A 19,332-nucleotide genomic window follows, 5' to 3' on the forward strand; every position below is an offset into this window, starting at 1 on the left:
TCTAGAAAAGCTCTGATTTTTGAGGCGAGGGAAAACACCTAGTGTTTTCCCTCGTTTTGTTTTATGCTCATGGAGTACTCGCTTGAGCTTGTCGCTCAAGTGTTGGTAGATTCTTGAAGGACACTCATATTATTTAAAGGAGTTGTTATGAACTATTCCGGAGTGTTGGTTAGTGCCTTCCCCGGCCGTTATGACGAAATGCTCCGTGAACTCGACACCATAGAGGGTGTGGAAGTCCACCAACAGGACCCCGATCATAATCGCTGCATCATCGTGATTGAAGCTCCGGATGTCACAGCGGAAGTTGACCTTTTTAAAGCCGTTTCAACTCTTTCTGGTGTTGCCGATGCGGCTCTTGTTGTTCACAACTTTGAGGACGATGCAGTAGTTTGTTCCTCTAATACTTAAGTTTTCCCCAATTAGATTTCTTGTTCAGGAGACAATATGACGATTAATAATCCCCAAGTTAAACGTCGTGATTTACTGAAAGCCGGAGTGGCTGCATCTGCAGCGATGACGGTTGGTATACCTCTGAGCGAAGTTGCTAAAGCTGCGATTCAGAGCAGCGAAGGCGCTATCGTTTGGACGAAAGGCGTATGCCGTTTCTGCGGGACAGGCTGCGGGCTTCAGGTCGGCGTAAAGGACGGCCGTGTTGTTGCCACAAAAGGCGACCCGGATGCACCCGTTAACAAGGGCTTGAACTGTATTAAAGGTTATTTCAATGCCAAGATTCTTTACGGAAAGGATCGCCTGACACAGCCTCTGATGCGCCGTACAAACGGGAAGTTCGATAAGAACGGAAAGTTTGAAGCGGTGACATGGGACGAGGCTCTCACCGAAATGGCGAATCAGTTCAAACGTGTTTACAAGGAAAAAGGACCGACAGGCGTTGCAATTCTGGGCAGCGGTCAGTACACCATTCCGGAAGCTTATGCAGCCAGCAAACTCGTAAAAGCTGGTTGGCGTTCTAACAACATTGACCCGAATGCCCGTCTCTGTATGGCGAGCGCTGTGGTTGGTTTTTACCAGGTATTTGGTATAGACGAGCCGGCTAACAATTACTCCGACATTGAAAAATGCAACACAATGGTTTTGTGGGGCAATAACATGGCCGAGGCTCATCCGGTTCTTTGGTCTCGCGTTGCCGACCGCAAGCTGACGCACAAAGAGACGAAGATCATCAATCTTACGACCTATAAGAACATGAGTTCTAACATGGCCGATGAAACGATCATCTTTGCTCCGAATGGTGACTTGGCTATCCTTAACTATATCCTGAGAGAAATAGTTCACCGTGACGCAATTGATCACGACTTTGTGAACAAGCACTGCATCTTCGCCGCAGGCGGAATGGATATCGGCTACGGTATGCGTCCTACCGACAAGTTTGCATTTCCGAAAGAAAAAGATATTCAGGCTAAACAGAACGCCATCATCCTGAGCAAGGAAGAAGCCATCGCTCAGAGCCGTCCTGAATTAGCCGGCAAAGAAGTCAAACAGACTCAGCAGGGCGGCAAAGCCGGTGCTCACTGGAGCATCTCGTTTGAAGACTTCAAAAAAGGCGTTGAACCCTACACCTTGGACTTCACGGCACAAATCGCTAAGGGCGACCCTGACGAAAGCCTGGAAGACTTCAAGAAGAAACTTAAGAACCTTGCTGACATCTACATCGACAAGAAGAACGACATCCTCAGCTTCTGGTGCATGGGCTTTAACCAGCATCAGAGAGGCGTTTGGGTCAATGAACTGATCTACTCCGTCCATCTCCTTCTTGCTAAACACGCTCGTCCGGGCAACGGTGCCTTCTCCTTAACTGGTCAGCCTTCCGCTTGCGGTTCTGCTCGTGAAGTCGGTACTTTCTGCCACCGTCTGCCGTCCGACCTGCTGGTTGCTCAGAAACCGGCTCGTGTGAAGAGTGAAAAGATTTGGGGTGTCCCTGAAAAGACGATTAACCCGAAGGTTGGCCGTGCTTACATGGAAATCCTCCGCGGTATGGAAGACAATTCTGTCAACTTCGTTTGGACACAGGTTGTCAACCCCTTCCAGGCTGCACCGAACTCCAATCACTGGCTTAAGGCAGCTCGCCATCCCGAAAACTTCGTTGTGGTTGCCGATGCCTATCCGACATTCTCCTGCCAGTACGCCGACTTGATTCTGCCGGCAGCAATGATCTTCGAAAAATGGGGTCTCTATGGCAACGCCGAACGTCGTACACAAGGCTGGCAGCAGATGGCCAATCCTCCCGGAGAAGCTCGTACCGATCTGTGGATGATGATGGAATTTGCAAAACGCCTGCAGGTTAAAGACTGTTGGGGCGAACAGCCGGTTCCGGGCCTCAAGGTTGACGGCTACACCGACGGTAAACTGCCGAGCGTTCTCGACGAAGCCGAGAAGATGGGCATCAAACCCGACATGACGCTCTATGACGTTCTCTTTGCACGTCCTGATAACCTGAAGGTGGCTTGGCCTGATCCTGACCTCGTCAGTAAGATCAATAGCACAACCGCTCCGGGCAACCTGAACTGGTTCCCTGAAAAGGCCCTGTTCAACGAATATCGTAAGTTCACATTGGGCGACGGCCATGACCTGGCTGACTTCACAACCTATATGAACTCCGAAACACGCGGTTTGATTTGGCCGGTTGTCAACGGTAAAGAAACCCTCTACCGCTTCAACCAGGACTATGACCCGTATGTCAAGGAAGGCGGTTACGCTTTCTACGGTAAGCTCTTCAAGGCAATCCCGACCGGCAACTTGTTCGGTGTCACGGATCCGAAACCGGTTCCGCTGCCTAACAAGGCTAAGATCTTCTTCCGTCCGTACGCTGCTCCTGTTGAACAGCCGGATAAGGAATATGACCTGTGGCTCTGCACCGGCCGTATCCTTGAACATTGGCATACCGGCAGTATGACCATGAGAGTGCCTGAACTTGAACGTGCTCAGGCGAACTCCTTCTTGTACATGAATCCGAAGGATGCTGAAAAACGCGGCCTGAAGAACGGTGACGTCGCAGTTTGCGAAAGCCGCCGCGGTCAGGTCAAGGCGATTGTTCAGACCAACCAGCGTAACTTCATGCCGAGAGGAATGACATGGCTGGCCTTCTTCGATAGAAAAGTTCAGACCAACCAGGTCGTTATTGACGCGACAGACCCGATTTCCGAAGAACCGGATTTCAAGAAATCTGCCGTCAAGGTCTATAAGGCTCAGTAACTTTTGAACGGGAGGGCCGGGACGGCCCTCCGTACCCTCCATGACGAATCAAACCCGAAGAGACGTTTTGAAGAAAGGTTTGCAAGTCGCTGCCGTCGGCGTGGGCGCCGGTCTGATTTGGGATTTATTCCTGCAGAAGTCCGCCAAAGCCCAGGGGTTTGTTCCCCGTCCGCCCGGAGCACTGCCTCCTGATCAGTTTGAAACCGCCTGTTCCAAATGCGGACTGTGTGTGGAAGCATGCCCTTACGACACGCTGAAACTGGCCCGTTTCAACGATATCGCCGCCCCTGGAACACCGTTCTTTACGCCGCGTGATATTCCCTGCTACATGTGCAGAGACATTCCCTGCGTGAAAGCCTGTCCGAGCGGAGCGCTGTCGCACGAATTAACCGACATTACCGAGGCAAAGATGGGTGTGGCCGCAATCGACCACTACACATGCTTGTCCTGGCAAGGTCTGCGCTGCGAAATCTGCTATCGCGACTGCCCTGAACAAAACAAGGCGATCGTGATCGTGAGCCAGCCGCGTCAGATCAGTAACCATGCGATGTTCGTACCGGAAATTCATCCCGATAAGTGCACCGGATGCGGTTTGTGCGTGCATAGCTGCCCGACCGATAAACCTTCCATCAACATTGTTGATCCGGATGCGTTCCTCGGTAAGATCGGCGACCACTATCGTTTGGGCTGGAAGGAAAAACTCGATGCTCGAGCTGTGCCCGATGCACCGATGACGAGTAAAGATGGGAAGCCGCTTCCTCCGGGAGGCCTCGACTTCCTGAATTCGGAGCTGCCATGATGGAAAACAAAAAAGTAATTCGTCATCTGGACGCGCCCCGCACGTTCGGAGAATGGCTGCATCGCTATCGTTTTACGATTGCGCGCCGTTTTGTTCAGTTCTGCATTCTGCTCGCCTTCATCGGGACATTCCGCTTCGGCTGGAAAGTCCTCGGTCATCCGATTCTTGCAGGTGATCTTTCTTCTTCTCGAATCTTTGACACCGTTCCGCTGGCTGATCCGTTTGCCGCTCTGCAGCGCTTGGTCGCTCAGTATTGGCTTTCACCGGAATCCATGATCGGAGCCGGAATCATCCTTGCCGTTTACTGGGTTGTAAGCGGCAGATCGTTCTGCTCCTGGGTGTGCCCGATGAACTTGGTGACGGACTTTGCCTTCTGGTGCCGTAAGAAGTTAGGCATCAACACGAACGTTCTGTCTCTGTCTTCCGGTACGCGTTATGTGCTTCTGGCGATTGCTCTGATTCTGTCTATTGTGACGGGAACGGCAGCTTTTGAAGCCATCAGCCCGCAAGGCATTCTGTGGCGTGAGATCGTTTACGGAGGATTCTTAGGTCTGTTGAGTGCTGTCTTCGGAATCTTTGCGCTTGACCTTGCCGTGACAAAACGCGGCTGGTGCGGCCATCTCTGTCCTTTAGGCGCCTTCTGGGCGTTGTGGGGAAAGATCGGTCTGACCAAAGTCAAGTTTGACAATGATACGTGCACCCGCTGCGGCGACTGCATCAAAGTCTGCCCCGAACCGCAAGTGATTAACTTCAAGAAAGCGGCGGAAGTCGGTATGTACGCTTCCGGAGAATGCACGAACTGCGGTAAATGCGTGAGCATTTGCCCGGAAAACAGCCTTAATTTCGGAATTCGCCCGATTAAAGATTCAAAGAAAACTCAATAGGAGTTCATATGAAAAAATTATTCATGCTTTCTCTTGCTGCACTGGTCTTTGCCCCTGTAGTGTATGCACAGCAGCCTGCTCAGTCCTCTGAGCTCGCCAAGTTTGCTCCCCCGATGATTCCGCATCCGATCGCAGCCTACATTCCGATTACTCCGGAAAAGAATGCCTGCGTGATGTGCCACATCCCCGGCGAACCGGGCATGAAAGTAGCCAAAGGCTCTCCCACACCGCTGCCTCCCAGCCATGTGAGCGACGGTAAGGTCAATCCCAACCGCTACGAATGCCTGCTCTGCCACGCTGAAGTTCTGCCGCAAAAATAAAGCGTAGAGCCACACAAAAAAGCGCACTTCCGAATTTCCAGTCGTGCGCTTTTTTTGTATTGGCAGAACTAAAGATTCTTTTGTTCTTTAGCCCAAACCGCTGCTTCCACTCTGGAGCGGAAGGAGAGCTTGTGGAGCACATGTTTGACGTGCACTTTGACCGTGCCGTCAGAAATTTCAAGGGCTTTGCCGATTTCTTTGTTGGTCTTGCCCTGCGCAATGAGCTTCAAGACGCTCTTTTCTCGTTCTGTAAGCTCGGAGACGCGGCGCTCTTTGCTGAAGGACTCTTCTCTTAAGCACTCGGCTAAGGCCTGATTCATCGACGCAGAGAGAACTGTTTGGCCTTTTGCGGCTTTCTGAATGTCTTCAAGAATCTGTTCCGGCTCCTGATCTTTGAGCAGGTAGCCGTCGGCGCCGTTTTGGAAGCATTGGAGCAGGTCGGAAGGAGAGTCCGAAACCGTGAGCATGATGACACGGATCGAAGGGTCAAACGTTTTGATTGCCGTTAGGATCTCCACGCCGCTCGTGTGCTTCATGTTCAAGTCCAAAAGAACGATATCGGGGTCTCTTTCGCGTACAGCTACCATTGCTGCTTCGAAATCGCCGGCTTCAGCGACAACGTTAAAGGACGGATCCATTTTTAATAACTGGATGACGCCGCGGCGAAAGAGCGGGTGGTCATCTACAACAATAATGTCATGTTCACTAGCCATCAGGAAACCGCCTTTTTCTGAGAGTTAAAACGAAGAACAACCGAAGTTCCGTGGGGGATGACAGGTTCAACATGCAATTCCCCGCCCAATACCTTAGCACGCTCATGCATGATTTCCAACCCGTAATGACCTTTCTTACTTTTTAGATCAAATCCTTGCCCGTTGTCTGAGACGCGCATTTCGAAGGAATATTCCCCTATCGGTTTAAAGGTGACCTCTACGGCGCTTGCCCGAGAATGCTTCTCGACGTTGGTCAGAGCTTCACGCAGGATGTGGAGCAAATGTACATGGCTTTGAGCATCCAGCTCAAAACTTTGAATCTGATTTTCGACGCTATAGTCGATGCCGGAACGCTCCTTAAATTCATCCAGAGAGGAAAGAATGTTCTCACGAAGGTCTGGAGATTTCGGCTTGAGACGGAAGGTTGTCAAAACTGAACGGAGCTGTTGATAAGCGGTGATCACGCCGAGCTTGAGCTCATCGAGAATGCTGCGGACTTCAGCTTCGTCGGACTTGTTTTTAAGTGCGGCGTCCAGACGTGTGATTTGAATTCGAGAGAAGGAGAGGGACTGAGCGATCGAGTCATGAAGTTCGCGCGCGATTGTCGAGCGTTCTTCAAAAAGAATCAGGCGGCGAGACTCCACGTTCTTCTCAGAGTTGTTGATCGCTAAAGCAAATTCTCGTGCAATGCTTCGAAGCAGTTCGCGATCGATGTGCACCGGAGCTTCACCGCAAAAGATTGCAGCAAAAGACAGCCTCGTGGTTCCGACAGCTCCGGGGACAAGAACGAGTGTGCAGTCTTTTCCGAGGACTTCTTTCTTGAAGAAATTGTATTTCTCGAAGGAAACGTTTTGGCCTTCAAAAAACTTTCTTATTTCTTCGGGGTCAATCGGATGGTGGCTGAATCGCGCGGCAAGACGAAGCGTCTTGTCGCCGTCGTTGCGAAGGTAAACAGCGCAGCTCAAGGCTTCTAAATTTTCGGAGCAAAAGTCCAGGGCTTTTTCTAAAACCGATCGGTTGAGCTCAGCCCCGAGGACGTTCTTAAGCCCGTAGAGCAGGTTGAGCGCTTTGTTTTGGCGATTTAAGTCAGCAGTCTTTTCACGAACTTGTTCTTCCAGGGATGAGTACATGCGCGATAAGTCGCGGATCATGAAGTTCATGCTTTCGGAAAGTGTTCCGATCTCATTGTGCTTTCTGTAAGTACTCGACTTTGTGAAATCGCCGTTTCGGACGGAAGAGGCAAGGTTAGCCAAATCTTCTAAGGGTTCAAACAGCGTGTGACGCAGGAAATAGCGTACACCGAAGTAAAGGACGAAGGCCAAAAGCATGAAAGCAATGAGGCCGGCGTGGATGAAATTGCTTTTTGATTCGAGATCCTGTTCCAGGTCAAAAACAAACGTGTCGATGACAGAGACGAACTTAGGAACCGTATTTAAAAACTCATGGATCTTTTGCGGCTGCTGAATGGTTTCTATCGCCATCGGTTTTATTTTTGAATAGAAATCGGAGGAAATAAGGTCGTAGCTTTTGCGAAGTTCATTGTCTGACTCCTCAGGAATAGCCTGAGTTAGCCCCGGCAGGTTTAAACGTCTTTCGAATTCTGCAATGGCAGCCTTAATGTCCTTACTGCGAACAACCTCGGTGTCTTCCGAGCTGCGTGCGACTGTCAAGGCCAGCACATAACTCTGCATACGAAGAGAGCCCGACACATTAATTGCACTGCCTTTTCCGGTCGAATCTTCCGAGATTTGAAGTACGAGGAAGAGGGCTCCGAAGGCAAAGGCAGTGACGACGAGCAAAAAGCAGGAGATCTGCCAAAACAGCGAGTGGCTGAAAGTTACAAGGAGTTTTTTCAGGTTCACTTTCGGCTTCTCCAATGAATGAACGTTGCAACTTCCGTTCATTCTAATGACGAGAACACCATTGTTCGATTATTTTTCGAAAGGCCAAAACAAAAGGCGTCTGAAGCCAATGCATCGGACGCCTATAGAAAGCTAATCAATGTTTAGCGGATGCCTCCGACCGGGAAAGCCTTGACGGCGTGCCACAGTGCTTCTGCACCTTGAATGAAGTCTGTGATTTCCATGGCTTCGTTCGGATTGTGAGAACCCTTCTGGTTAGCAACGAAGATCATCGCAGCTGGAATGCCGAGGTTGCCGAAAATAACCGTATCGTGACCTGCGCCGGACGGCAACTTCTTAACCTTGAGGCCTGCCTCAGTGGCGGACTTGGCCAAGTGCTCGCTGAGTTCTTTGTGAATGGCGAGCGGCTGGCTCTTGATCATGCCGTCAAATTCAAATTTAACGCCGCGTTTTTCTCCGATCTTACGGGCTTCTTCTTCAAACAAAGCATGGAAGCCGTCGAGTGTCTCCTGAGACAGAGAACGAATGTCGGAACAGAAGGTAACTTCGCCCGGAACGATCGCGATTGCAGAAGTCGGGGCAGTGTGAACGACGCCGATCGTGAAAACCAGGTCGTGTCCGGCTTTGAGCCACTCATCCCACAAGCAGTCCATACGATAGGCCAATTCGGCAAAAGCGAGCACGGCGTCGTGTCTGAATTGTTTGTCAACGGCGCCGGAATGAGCGGTCTGGCCGATGCAGCGAATCGTCTTATGACGAAGGTTGCCGCGGATGCCGGTGACGATACCGACGCGGTATTCTTCGGAAGAATCAAGGGTCGGGCCCTGTTCGATATGAAGTTCGATAAAGGCAGCCATCTTGGCGAGATCGACAACAGGCTCGCCGGTTGTCAGATCTTCCGGATTAAAGCCGCATTCTTTGATGGTCTCAGCAAGTGTTTTTCCGTTGCTGCGATGTTTGAGGGCTAAATCCTTTTCAGTGAGCTGGCCGGTCATACCGAGAGAACCCACATAGCATTTGCCAAACCAGGAGCTTTCTTCCATTCTCATCATCAGAACCGTATAGTCGCGTTCGGGCTGATAACCCGTTTCGCGCATCCATCGGGCGACGGTCAGAGCGGCGACGATGCCGGCTAGTCCGTCATAGTTTCCGCCCTGAGGAACAGAGTCGGCATGAGAGCCGCTCACGAGCGCGGGAAGTTCACGATTTTTTCCGGGGACGGTCATCCAAACGTTGCCGGCCTTGTCGGTGCTGATTTCGAGATTGAGTTCTACGCCGATTTTTTTGAAGTACTCAAGAACCTTTGTTTCAACAGGGCTGTAACCCTGTCTGGAAACGCCGGTGGTGTCTTTGGACATAGCGCGCACGTCATCAAAGCATTTTTGAGCAAAGACTAGGGAATCTTTTTGGAAGTCAGTTGTCATGTGTTCTCCTGGTGTGAATGTTGAGTATCTGTGAGAGTCTAAATCGTTAAGTCAGACTCCGAAAGATGGGAAGAAATGAGTAAAAGTCACAAATAAACGGGATCAATAATTTTATGTCTAAATGTAAAAGAAATGTGCAGATGTAAGGGTTACCCACATTACAAAAAAGTGACAAATGTGAAACACTCACGGCAGGCCGAAATAGTGAATTTTCCCATTTCAGCCGGGGAGAGTTTTGTCCGGATTCGGAAAAAGCAGTACACAAAAAATCAATAGGTATATTTCAATGTCAATTACAGCCTGGATTGCAGTGCTCGTCATTATTGCGACGATTTACTGCTTAATTAAGCGCTATGAGACACGTTTGGTGTTGTTCACAGCCGGCTTGTTCTTATGCTGCATCTCTATGAAACCGATGGCAGCTTTAGACCAGTTTGCCAAGAGCATGACGAACGCCAGCTTGATCATGGCAATCTGCGGTGCGATGGGCTTTGCTTACGTCGTTACGCACACTTCCTGCGATCGTCATCTGGTTAGCCTGCTTGCAGCTCCGCTCAAGAGATTGGGCATTCTGCTGATTCCGGCCGCTACTGCCGTGACCTTCTTCGTCAACATTGCTATTCCTTCTGCCGCAGGTTGTGCTGCTGCTGTGGGTGCAACGTTCATTCCGGTTATGATTCGCGCCGGTATCCGTCCCGCTGCAGCCGGTGCTGCCATTTTGATGGGTACATACGGTTCCATTCTTTCTCCGGGTATGAGCCACAACAACTTCGTTGCCGGCATCTCCAAGATGAACGTGATGGATTTGATCTCTCTCCACACTCCGTTCTCGCTCATCATGATGGGTATCGGTTTGGTTGGTATTACGATCGTCTGCTTGGTTCTTCGTGACAACAAGCCTACTGCTGAAGAACTGGCTGTTTACTCTGCTAAGGAAGGCGGTGCTCCGATCGAGAAGATCAACTTCCTGAAAGCTCTTGCCCCGCTCATCCCCTTGATCATCCTCGTTCTCGGCAACAAGTACGTTCCGGTTCTTAAGATGGGTGTTGCTCAGGCTATGGTCCTCGGCGCCATCTTCACGCTGCTCGTCTCCTGGTGCGATCCTCAGAAGTTCTCCAAAGAGTTCTTCAGAGGTATGGGCAACGGCTACGGCGACGTTATGGGTATCATCATTGCCGCCGGTGTGTTCGCTGCCGGTCTCCGCAGTGCCGGTCTGATCGATGCTTTCGTTACAGCTCTGAAGACCTCCAACGAACTCGCTCGCTGGGGCGGTTCTCTTGGACCATTCGTTCTGGCTGTTATTACCGGTTCCGGCGACGCTGCTACCTTTGCTTTCAACGAAGCGGTTACTCCGCACGCACTTGACTTCGGAATGCAGGTTCCTAACCTCGGTTCTCTGGCACTCATCTCCGGCTCCCTCGGCCGTACGATGTCTCCGATCGCCGGTGTTGTGATTCTTATTTCCGGTCTCGCAATGGTTCCGCCGATCCAATTGGTGAAACGTACCGCAATCCCGATGATTGTGGGCGTGATTACCTTGGCTTTGATTATGGTTTAATCAGCCTTAGCTGAACAAATAAAACCGCTCGGTCCCTCTGTGGGTCGGGCGGTTTGTGTTTTTACGGGGTAAATCGGGTAAGAGCTTAATATTCATAGGATTTACTGATGACTAAAAAAGTGTTCACATTTCGTTACGACTGGTTTAAAATCAGTCTGTTATATATAACGAACTGACAAAACAAAAGGAGAAAAAATGACTGATTACACCAAGCAGCTTGTCGAACAAAGACGTGAGCTTCATCAGTGGCCGGAAGAAGGCTGGACAGAATTCTGGACCACGAATTACATCGTCACCAAGCTGCGCTCCTGGGGCTATGAAGTCCTGCTCGGCACCAAGATTATCAACCCCGAACAGGTTTTCGGCCGCAACGAAAAACTCGTTCAGGAAGGCATTAAGAACGCCCTGACCCGCGGAGTTTCTCAGTCTTTCATTGATGAAACCGAAGGCTATACAGGCTGTGTTGCTTTGCTTGACACCGGCAAAGAAGGTCCGACCACTGCTTTCCGTTTCGATATTGACTGCGTTTGCGTGAACGAAACCGACAATCCCGAACATAAGCCGAACAAAGAAGGTTTCAGAAGCCAGCACGCCGGCTTTATGCACGCCTGCGGTCATGACTCCCACATTTCTATCGGTCTGACTCTGGCTCATTGGATTGCCGAGCATAAAGATGAACTGAAGGGCAAGTTTAAGATCGTCTTCCAGCCTGCTGAAGAAGGTGTTCGCGGCGCCAGCGCCATTGCTGCTTCCGGAATTGTTGACGATGCTGACTACTTCCTCGGCAGCCATATTTCCTTCATGGCTGATACCGGTGAAATCGTTGCCGCTCCCTACGGTTTACTTTGCACCTCCAAATACGACGTAACTTTCAAGGGCAAACCCGCTCACGCCGGTAAAGAACCGAACGCCGGACGCAACGCTCTGGCAGCTGCCTGCAACGCAGTTGTACAGATGATGGGTATTCCTCGTCACGGCGGTGGTATGACTCGTATTAACGTCGGCACGCTGCGCGCCGGAGAAGGCCGCAACGTCATTCCGAGCTCTGCCCACATGGCTTTAGAAGTTCGCGGTGAAACCAGCTCCATCAATGATTACATGGCCGAAAACGTCAGAAACATTGTTGAAGGTATCGCCAAGGGCTTTGACGTCTCTTATGAAATTTCTCAGATGGGCGCTGCCGTTGACTTTACCAACGATAAAGAACTTTCTGAAATGTTGATCGAAGTTGCCAAGACTGTTCCCGGAATCAACAAGATCCGTCCGGATGGAAACTTCGGCGGTTCCGAAGACATTTCCGTTCTCGGTAAGCGTGTCCAGGCTCACGGCGGTAAAGCTGCATTCTTCATTTGCGGCGCTGACAGAGCTGCAGGCCATCACCAGGGATCTTTCGACATTGACGAAGGCGCATTCAAACAGGCCTTTGACATGTATGCCGGAATGGCTAAGAAGCTGAACGGTTAATCAGACTTAGACATAGAAATTATTTAGGTCCGGCCTCGTAAAGAGTCCGGGCCTAAATTTTGCCTGTAACCAGACCTAAATGCGCCGCGGAGATCGATGGTAAAACAACCAGTTCCCTGTAACCAAACAGGACGCAGGTTGAGAGTATCGGTCAATCCAGGGCTTGTGATTATGGTGAATTCTTAGCCCGTCACAGAAGGACGTAGAAAGGATTTTGAACAGACAAAAGAAAACGGGCGCTTAACGCGCCCGTCTGAATTATGTACTCAGAAGAATCTGATTAGTTCTTCTTGAGGTGGTCAGGCCACCAGCTCGGGTAAGGAGCAGTCTGAGGAGTCTGCAGCCAGCCCGGAACGTAGTGAGCTTCGGGATCAAGTTTGGCAGCTTCTTCACCGGCGTTGTAGAAGCCCATGATCGTGAAGGAACCCATGGCGATCATACCGACGATGAGGACATATGTAAGCTTGCGGAGGAAGCTGCGTGTGGCGTTCGACGGACCGCACCACTTCATGCACAGACGATACAGACCGATCATGCCGTGAAGTTCAGTAACGATGAGGAACAGGAAGACAACCCACAGCCAGGAGTGATAAACCTCGAGACCGCTGCCGTAAGGTCCGATGCTGCCCGGATCCATCAGCATGGGGAGCATGTGCGGGAAGACCAGAGCGGTGAGGATAACACCGGTGATGAACTGAACCCACCACATTGTTGTGTCGGTGTGACGGAGCAGTTTGTAGTGGCCGCGCATGATGCGGAAGGCTTTGTAGTTGTTCGGGAACTTGCGGAGAGCAAGAATCGCGTGAATAACAACCAGGACGAAGATCACGCCGACGAATACGGAGTGCATCCAGAGGTGATCGACACCGTCAATGAAGTAGCCGCCGGTCAAAGAAACCAGAGACCAGAAAGTGTCTTTGCCAAGAAGAATGGAGCTTGTGAAGCCCATATGGCAGAAAAGGAAGAGACCGAGGATCAAGCCGGTAACGGACTGGAGAACGTCGCACCAGGCATAAGCCTTGGATTTCTGTTTTGTTTCCACCAAGTCTTCGCCATCAATGATGGTCTTGGCAGAAGGTGTCACCTTGTAGAGGTGGGAGATGTCTTTGAAATCATCAGCCATGATAAACCTTAGAAATAGGATGAGTTAGCGTTTAACACTGAGCGTAATAATGCGCTTGAACGAACGACCTGTCTTCTAAAAATCAAGCTTTGACTGAAGAAGATAAAGCAAAACCCTCATTTTTAATAAAAATACGAGGGTTTACACCTAAATTTTATTCAAGAATGCACTTATTTGGTGCCGAAAACTCTATCTCCGGCATCGCCAAGACCAGGAAGGATGTAAGCGTTCTTGTCGAGCTTTTCGTCTAAAGAGGCGACGTAGAGTTCAATTTCGGGATGAGCTTTCTGGAATGTTTCAACACCTTCCGGAGCAGAAACCAGAGCGACAAAAGTAATGTCTTTTGGTTTTACGCCGCGCTTAAGCAATGTATCGACAGCTGCGACCGCAGAGTTACCGGTAGCCAGCATCGGGTCACACAGAATGACGCGACGGCCTTCGAGTTTGGAGGGCAGCTTAACAAGGTATTCAACCGGTTTATGATCAGGGCCGCGGTATAAGCCGATATGACCCACACGGGCGGACGGCATCAAGTCCAGTAGTCCTTCTGACATACCTAAGCCAGCTCTCAGGATCGGAATGATTACCAGCTTTTTACCTTTGATGAAATTACCTTTGCATTTGCAAAGCGGAGTATCAATCGTACGAGTTTCGAGCGGCAGATCGCGTGTCACTTCATATCCGATCAGGTAAGTAAGTTCGCGAAGCAGTTGACGGAAAGAATTAGACGGGGTCTTCTTTTCACGCATGGTGCTGAGCTTGTGCTGCACGAGCGGATGGTCAACGATATGAAGTTTTGGGAAACGCGGATCAGTTTTCATTCATTCTCTCCTAAATATTCCCATCATTATGCGCCTATTGGAGTACCTCCATGAGTGCTCGGATGTTCGGTACGAGCAAATTCTTTCTCCAAATGAGCTGTGTTTTCACTTCTCCGATCACTGGAGGAACTCCATGAATCCTAAGGAGATTTTTGGAAGAGAAGTTCTGATGTTCCCGTGTGTCAACAGGTAAGGGTATGTACTTATTTAAATAAAAGCTCCACTTTCTAATTCGACTTTTAAAACCCATTCGAAGAATTATGGATCGAGATTCTTTTAAAGGCTCTGGCGTAAGATAATCCTTATCCAACAAAGAGTTGCAAACCTGCCTTGGGCGTTACGATTTCTTTAATTTAAATAACTTGTCATCCTTACTGACAAAATCTTCAAGTACAAAAAATCCTCCGGGACCGGCTGTCCTATCTTAAATGGTGAGTCTGACAAGCCCAATTTCGCGTCAGGTACATTAAAAAATCAAAGTGATTATGATTTCTCATTGGGTTTCTATCCTGCGCAGGAGGTTCCATCAGCAGCCATGATGAGTAACCAACCTCCGAACCTATTTTATTGCTCAACATCTTTAGCGAAAATCGCAGTTGAAGGAAACGAGAAGATCTGAGAGGTTGCACGTAACAGCTTCTGTGCATATGCGCGCATATCTATTAAACTGACATAATCCTCTCTAAAAATTTATAAGGTCCCTTTATGCGCTATATCGTCCTCTTATTGGTCTTATTAGTCGGAGCCGGTTTTGTCTTTATTAATTGGCCGGCTGTAAACGCCCCCGCAGAAGTCAATCTTTTGATTACTACAGCTAAGGCGCCGATTACGCTGATGCTTCTTTTCTGGTTCAGCTTGCTTTTCGTGATCGTGATTTACATCTTGTTTGTCCAGCAAACCGGATCGTTTGCCACAATGCGCCGCCTGACAAAAGAACTCCAGGAACAGCGCAAGCTTGCAACGGATCAGGAAGCTTCCCGACTGACCGATGTTAAGGCTGACTTTGAAAAGAAATGGCAAGTCTGGATGGAAGAACAAAAACAGATTCTTAGTCAGACCGAACAGCGCTTAACCGAACGCCAGAACAAGATCCTTGAAGCTTTCAAGGGTGCGGAAGATCAGATTGCTGCCGCCAATAAAGAATTGAATACTTCTATTTCCGGTACGCTGGATACGATGGACGACAAAATTACAAAGATTTTGATTGCTAATAAAAATCCTGATCAGCAATAGTCGCTGACAATAACAAGAAAGCGGGCTTCTGCCCGCTTTCTGTTTCTGAAGAGAACGTATTACTCGTGATAAGAAGTGACACGTTCCACTTCTTCGGCACTCCCTAAGAATACGGCCACTCTCTGATGCAGCTTCTCGGGCTGCAGGTCAAGAATATTCTGATATCCGTTTGTGGCTTTGCCGCCGGCCTGTTCGATAAGGAAAGACATCGGGTTGGCTTCATACATCAAACGGAGTTTGCCGGGTTTAGACGGATCGCGGTTGTCGCGCGGATACATGAATATGCCGCCGCGGCAGAGAACTCGATGAACTTCAGCAACCATGGCAGCCACCCAGCGCATGTTGAAATTCTTGCCCAAAGGACCGGTATCGCCGGCTAAAAGTTCCTGAACGTACTTCTGAACAGGAGCTTCCCAATGTCTCATGTTCGACATATTGATCGCAAATTCCTGTGTCTGAACAGGAATACGGATATTTTCCTTCGTGAGGATGTATTCGCCCGTGCCGAGGTTTAGCGTGAACATGAAAACGCCGTTTCCGACCGTTAAGGTTAGGATGGTTTGCGGCGAGTACATCACATAGCCGGCGGCAATCTGCTTGCGGCCCGGCGTGAGGAAGCTCTCATCGGCGATCTTTCCTTCGGGAGCCTTAGTAATGGAGAAGATCGTTCCAATCGGCGCGTTGATATCGATATTGCTCGAACCGTCTAAGGGGTCGAACATGATGAGATATTTGCCGCGTTTGTAAGCTGCCGGAGTAGGCAGGCAGTGGTCCATTTCTTCACTGGCCATGCCGGCTAAGGCACCGGTCCACTCGACGCCTTCCACAAAGATTTCATTTGTGATGACGTCAAGTTTTTTCTGGTGTTCGCCTTGAACGTTGTCTGTTCCGGCAAAGCCGAGAACGCCGGCAAGAGCTCCGTGGGTCACCTTATCGTTGATTTCTTTACTCAAGTCTGCAACCGCGTTGAGAAGATCGCAAAGCTGCTGATCGATGACGCCGTCGCTTAACTGTTTCGCTAAAAACTGCTGAAGGTTGATGGCCACTTTATAAATCTCCTTTTGAAAGATCGTTTGTGTTCTGCATTCTAAAAAAATTCTAGACGGGTTCTGTCAGGGCATGCTCAATAATTTCTCGAACATTCGGAGAAAGATTCTTCTCTTCACTGACATATTTGAGCGCTTTGTACATGAGGTTGGACAAAGTCGGCTCGTAACGGCGCCAGTTTTCTAAAGCTCGAGCAAGGCGGGCTGCCACTTGCGGGTTGAATTTGTCGACGAACAGAACGCTGTCAACCCAAAGCTGATAACCCATTCCGTCAGGACGATGGAATTCCGGACCGCCTGTACGGAAGAATGTGCCGAGCAGGGCGTAAATGCTGTTCGGGTTGTGATCCTGATACTTCGGATGCTGAGTCAGGGCACGAATTAAATCCACGGTCGGACGCTTGCCGCGCTGAGTGCGGAGCTGAGTGCTGAGCGCCAGCCACTTGTTGTTCAGAAGCGGTTCAGACTTCCATTCAACGTCTGCCTTACTCAAGAGTTCTTCTCCGATCGGCAGGGAAGCCTGCACGGCAATATTGACGGCACCTAATCGGTCGGTCAGGTTGTTTGCATTTTTATAGAGATTGCGAACCTGTTGCATAGCCTTGGCATCCTGAGCATAAGCCAGGTAGCTCAGGGACAGCAGCTTAAGCGCACGGCGACCTGCGTCCGCGGCATCCGGTCGATAAAGACCCGGTGTCTGGTTGTTTTTAATCTTGTCTTCAAAAGAGCCTCTTAGGCGCTGACCGATTCTGCGCTTGATCAAGTCGCAGGCCTCGCGAATGAGCGCCGGTTCGATCAGAACACGGTTCTCGGCGATGTAATTCTCGCTCGGCATTTCTAGAACTTTGGCGCGGTAAGCCGGAGACAGAGAGTCGTCGTTCAGGATGTCCTCAAAGGCGAAAAGATAGGACTCGGACGGCATTGCGTTCTGAGCTCCGCGTCTGCTCAGATCCGTGATGAACTGATCGACCATTTGGAGCGTGAGCTTTTCAAACGCATCGGCACGGTTGAAAAGATCGGAATCGTGGCGGGCTAAGAAAGCCAACTGTTCGCGGGTGTATTCGGTGTTGAAGATGACCGGAGCGGAGAAGCCTCTTCCGATGGAGAGCAGTGGTTTTGTCGAGACATTGCGGAAAGTCCAGCTCTGGACTGCCTCGTCCAAAATCAGCAGACGAGACGTGCCGTCCGGGGAGTCTTCACCTTCGAGCTGCAGAGGAATATCGTTTCCAGCGTCGTCCAGAATGCCGATCTTCACGGGAATCATGAGCGGCTTCGGCGCCGGTTTGCCCGGGAAGGTTCGGTTGTTCTGACGCAGTGTCAAAGTAAAGGTTTTGGCGATTTCGTCCCATTTGGTTTCGACAGAGATGCGCGGAGTACCGGCCTGTGAATACCAGAGTTCGAACTGAGACAAGTCTTCATAATTCGATTCCGCCATGGCATTTAAGAAATCGTCGCAAGTTGCTGCGGTGCCGTCATAGCGATTGATGTATTCAAGCAAGCCGCGGCGGAAGCCGTCCTTGCCGAACAGTGTCTGATACATACGGACGACTTCAGCGCCTTTTTCATACACCGTAGTGGTGTAGAAATTGTTGATCGAGCGGTAAGACTCCGGACGAATCGGATGAGCCATAGGGCCGGCGTCTTCCGGGAACTGAGAATTTCTCAGTACGCGTACGTCATCGATACGTTTTACCGCGCGGGAAGATTCGTCGCCCAACATATCGGCAGAGAATTCCTGCTCTCTGAAGACGGTAAGGCCTTCTTTCAGAGACAGCTGGAACCAATCTCGGCAGGTGACGCGATCGCCGGTCCAGTTATGGAAATATTCGTGTCCGATGACGGCTTCAATATTGGCGAAGTCCTGATCGGTTGCGACATTCTCATCAGCCAGAACATATTTGGAGTTAAAGATGTTCAGGCCTTTGTTTTCCATGGCGCCGAAGTTGAAGTCGTCGGTCGCCACAATCATGAAGCGGTCTAAGTCCAGGTCCAAACCGAAACGCTCTTCGTCCCACTTAATGGCTTTGACCAGACTTTGCATGGCAAACTCTGTTTTACCTTTGTTGGCCGGTTCCGTCCAAATTTGGAGCAAGGCTTCGCGGCCGTCGGACAAGGTGACTTTCTGCTCCTGAGCGACGAAATTGCCGGCAACCAAGGCAAAGAGGTAAGAGGGTTTCGGGAACGGATCTTCCCAGATGGCATAGTTGCGTCCGTCGAGCAGTTCTCCCTGTTCGACAAGATTGCCATTGGAAAGAAGGTCTTTGTAGTCTTTCGGCGCACGAATGACCACTCTGTACTTGGCAAGAATGTCGGGACGATCGGGGAAGTAGGTAATGCGGCGGAAGCCTTCGGACTCGCACTGAGTAATGTAGTTGTTCTTACTCATGTAAAGTCCGGAGAGCTCAAGGTTGTTGCGCGGATTGATTCTCGTGACGATTTCAATTTCCGTGCGTTCCTTAATGTTGTGAATAATGAGCTTTCCGGGACGCATGTCGTATTGCCCGGGGAAGGAATCTTCGCCCGCGATCTTGATGGAGACTAGTGTCAGGTCGTCTCCGTCCAAAATCAGATCGTCACTTTTTCTGTCTTCCTGCGGGACAGCAATAATTTTGGAAGTGACTTCTGTGCAGGTAGGGATTAAATCGAAAGAAAGGTCGATCGACTCGATCTGATGATCGGGAGCCGTGTAGTCTTTTCTAAAAACAATATTTGATGCGTTTTGTGATGCCATCTTTATGTTCGCTTTTTTGAATTCGACCATTTTAGCGCGGTACCTATTTTTACAAGGAAAAAGGCGCTGATGTTTGACGCATTGTCTTAATTCTTCACATATTTTTGCGCTCGGCAAAAACTGTTTTTAAGCCTCTCTGAGCGA

At 50.0% G+C, this 19,332-nt stretch carries 15 protein-coding genes; 8 read left to right on the forward strand and 7 right to left on the reverse strand.

What is annotated here, in order from left to right; all coding sequences use genetic code 11:
* Nucleotides 1-147 precede the first annotated feature (147 nt).
* From HMPREF9439_RS02900 to HMPREF9439_RS02920, 5 genes are read left to right on the forward strand one after another with little or no spacing between them, the layout of a single operon-like run.
* Complete coding sequence (locus tag HMPREF9439_RS02900; protein WP_008810627.1) at nucleotides 148-408, forward strand: chaperone NapD; 261 nt, start codon at nucleotides 148-150, stop codon at nucleotides 406-408.
* Nucleotides 409-444: 36 nt separating this feature from the next.
* On the forward strand, nucleotides 445-3,210 hold the full coding sequence (gene napA / locus HMPREF9439_RS02905) for a nitrate reductase catalytic subunit NapA (protein ID WP_008863654.1): 2,766 nt from the start codon (nucleotides 445-447) through the stop codon (nucleotides 3,208-3,210).
* Between the two features lie 40 nt (nucleotides 3,211-3,250).
* Nucleotides 3,251-4,009 (forward strand): ferredoxin-type protein NapG, encoded by a 759-nt coding sequence (gene napG, locus HMPREF9439_RS02910; RefSeq protein WP_008810629.1) that lies wholly within the window; start codon nucleotides 3,251-3,253, stop codon nucleotides 4,007-4,009.
* On the forward strand, nucleotides 4,006-4,893 hold the full coding sequence (napH, locus tag HMPREF9439_RS02915; protein WP_008863655.1) for a quinol dehydrogenase ferredoxin subunit NapH: 888 nt from the start codon (nucleotides 4,006-4,008) through the stop codon (nucleotides 4,891-4,893). The genes napG and napH overlap by 4 nt, the downstream gene beginning before the upstream one ends.
* A gap of 8 nt (nucleotides 4,894-4,901) precedes the next feature.
* Complete coding sequence (locus HMPREF9439_RS02920) at nucleotides 4,902-5,213, forward strand: nitrate reductase cytochrome c-type subunit (protein WP_008810631.1); 312 nt, start codon at nucleotides 4,902-4,904, stop codon at nucleotides 5,211-5,213.
* Between the two features lie 68 nt (nucleotides 5,214-5,281).
* Here HMPREF9439_RS02920 and narL read toward each other — a convergent pair whose 3' ends face one another.
* The 3 genes from narL to HMPREF9439_RS02935 all read right to left on the reverse strand — a co-directional run bounded on the left by narL (nucleotide 5,282) and on the right by HMPREF9439_RS02935 (nucleotide 9,212).
* On the reverse strand, nucleotides 5,282-5,926 hold the full coding sequence (narL, locus tag HMPREF9439_RS02925) for a two-component system response regulator NarL (RefSeq protein WP_008810632.1): 645 nt from the start codon (nucleotides 5,924-5,926) through the stop codon (nucleotides 5,282-5,284).
* A complete protein-coding gene (locus HMPREF9439_RS02930; RefSeq protein ID WP_244862374.1) occupies nucleotides 5,926-7,788 on the reverse strand; it encodes a histidine kinase in 1,863 nt (620 codons plus the stop codon). Before HMPREF9439_RS02930 ends, narL begins: the two co-directional genes overlap by 1 nt.
* 143 nt (nucleotides 7,789-7,931) lie before the next feature.
* Nucleotides 7,932-9,212 (reverse strand): Zn-dependent hydrolase, encoded by a 1,281-nt coding sequence (locus HMPREF9439_RS02935; protein WP_008863657.1) that lies wholly within the window; start codon nucleotides 9,210-9,212, stop codon nucleotides 7,932-7,934.
* 286 nt (nucleotides 9,213-9,498) lie between these two features.
* Between HMPREF9439_RS02935 and dcuC the strand changes: the two genes are divergently transcribed.
* Nucleotides 9,499-10,770 carry a C4-dicarboxylate transporter DcuC gene (dcuC, locus tag HMPREF9439_RS02940; protein WP_008863658.1) on the forward strand — a complete coding sequence of 424 codons (1,272 nt, stop codon included), beginning with the start codon at nucleotides 9,499-9,501 and terminating at the stop codon, nucleotides 10,768-10,770.
* A gap of 195 nt (nucleotides 10,771-10,965) precedes the next feature.
* Nucleotides 10,966-12,234, forward strand: coding sequence for an amidohydrolase (locus tag HMPREF9439_RS02945; protein ID WP_008863659.1), 1,269 nt, complete (start codon nucleotides 10,966-10,968; stop codon nucleotides 12,232-12,234).
* 280 nt (nucleotides 12,235-12,514) lie between these two features.
* On the opposite strand, the gene HMPREF9439_RS02950 is transcribed toward HMPREF9439_RS02945, so the two are convergent.
* A complete protein-coding gene (locus tag HMPREF9439_RS02950) occupies nucleotides 12,515-13,357 on the reverse strand; it encodes a fumarate reductase cytochrome b subunit (protein WP_008863660.1) in 843 nt (280 codons plus the stop codon).
* A gap of 170 nt (nucleotides 13,358-13,527) precedes the next feature.
* A complete protein-coding gene (gene upp / locus HMPREF9439_RS02955) occupies nucleotides 13,528-14,178 on the reverse strand; it encodes a uracil phosphoribosyltransferase (protein WP_008810638.1) in 651 nt (216 codons plus the stop codon).
* 705 nt (nucleotides 14,179-14,883) lie between these two features.
* On the opposite strand from upp, the gene HMPREF9439_RS02960 reads away from it, so the two are divergent.
* Complete coding sequence (locus HMPREF9439_RS02960) at nucleotides 14,884-15,411, forward strand: LapA family protein (protein WP_008810639.1); 528 nt, start codon at nucleotides 14,884-14,886, stop codon at nucleotides 15,409-15,411.
* 59 nt (nucleotides 15,412-15,470) lie between these two features.
* On the opposite strand, the gene HMPREF9439_RS02965 is transcribed toward HMPREF9439_RS02960, so the two are convergent.
* Together HMPREF9439_RS02965 and pepN are read right to left on the reverse strand one after the other, a co-directional pair.
* Entirely contained in the window at nucleotides 15,471-16,457 is a 987-nt protein-coding gene (locus tag HMPREF9439_RS02965) for a class 1 fructose-bisphosphatase (protein ID WP_008863663.1), read from the reverse strand.
* A gap of 52 nt (nucleotides 16,458-16,509) precedes the next feature.
* On the reverse strand, nucleotides 16,510-19,188 hold the full coding sequence (gene pepN, locus HMPREF9439_RS02970) for an aminopeptidase N (RefSeq protein ID WP_008810641.1): 2,679 nt from the start codon (nucleotides 19,186-19,188) through the stop codon (nucleotides 16,510-16,512).
* Nucleotides 19,189-19,332 lie beyond the last annotated feature (144 nt).

The sequence above is a fragment of the Parasutterella excrementihominis YIT 11859 genome, from assembly GCF_000205025.1.
In the GTDB taxonomy this organism is placed as follows: Bacteria; Pseudomonadota; Gammaproteobacteria; order Burkholderiales; family Burkholderiaceae_F; genus Parasutterella; species Parasutterella excrementihominis.

Bases quoted from the DNA above. Each gene is read 5' to 3' on its own strand.
- HMPREF9439_RS02900 (WP_008810627.1), top strand. From the start codon at position 148: ATGAACTATTCCGGAGTGTTGGTTAGTGCCTTCCCCGGCCGTTATGAC.
- napA (WP_008863654.1), top strand. From the start codon at position 445: ATGACGATTAATAATCCCCAAGTTAAACGTCGTGATTTACTGAAAGCC.
- napG (WP_008810629.1), top strand. From the start codon at position 3,251: ATGACGAATCAAACCCGAAGAGACGTTTTGAAGAAAGGTTTGCAAGTC.
- napH (WP_008863655.1), top strand. From the start codon at position 4,006: ATGATGGAAAACAAAAAAGTAATTCGTCATCTGGACGCGCCCCGCACG.
- HMPREF9439_RS02920 (WP_008810631.1), top strand. From the start codon at position 4,902: ATGAAAAAATTATTCATGCTTTCTCTTGCTGCACTGGTCTTTGCCCCT.
- narL (WP_008810632.1), bottom strand. From the start codon at position 5,926: ATGGCTAGTGAACATGACATTATTGTTGTAGATGACCACCCGCTCTTT.
- HMPREF9439_RS02935 (WP_008863657.1), bottom strand. From the start codon at position 9,212: ATGACAACTGACTTCCAAAAAGATTCCCTAGTCTTTGCTCAAAAATGC.
- dcuC (WP_008863658.1), top strand. From the start codon at position 9,499: ATGTCAATTACAGCCTGGATTGCAGTGCTCGTCATTATTGCGACGATT.
- HMPREF9439_RS02945 (WP_008863659.1), top strand. From the start codon at position 10,966: ATGACTGATTACACCAAGCAGCTTGTCGAACAAAGACGTGAGCTTCAT.
- HMPREF9439_RS02950 (WP_008863660.1), bottom strand. From the start codon at position 13,357: ATGGCTGATGATTTCAAAGACATCTCCCACCTCTACAAGGTGACACCT.
- upp (WP_008810638.1), bottom strand. From the start codon at position 14,178: ATGAAAACTGATCCGCGTTTCCCAAAACTTCATATCGTTGACCATCCG.
- HMPREF9439_RS02960 (WP_008810639.1), top strand. From the start codon at position 14,884: ATGCGCTATATCGTCCTCTTATTGGTCTTATTAGTCGGAGCCGGTTTT.
- pepN (WP_008810641.1), bottom strand. From the start codon at position 19,188: ATGGCATCACAAAACGCATCAAATATTGTTTTTAGAAAAGACTACACG.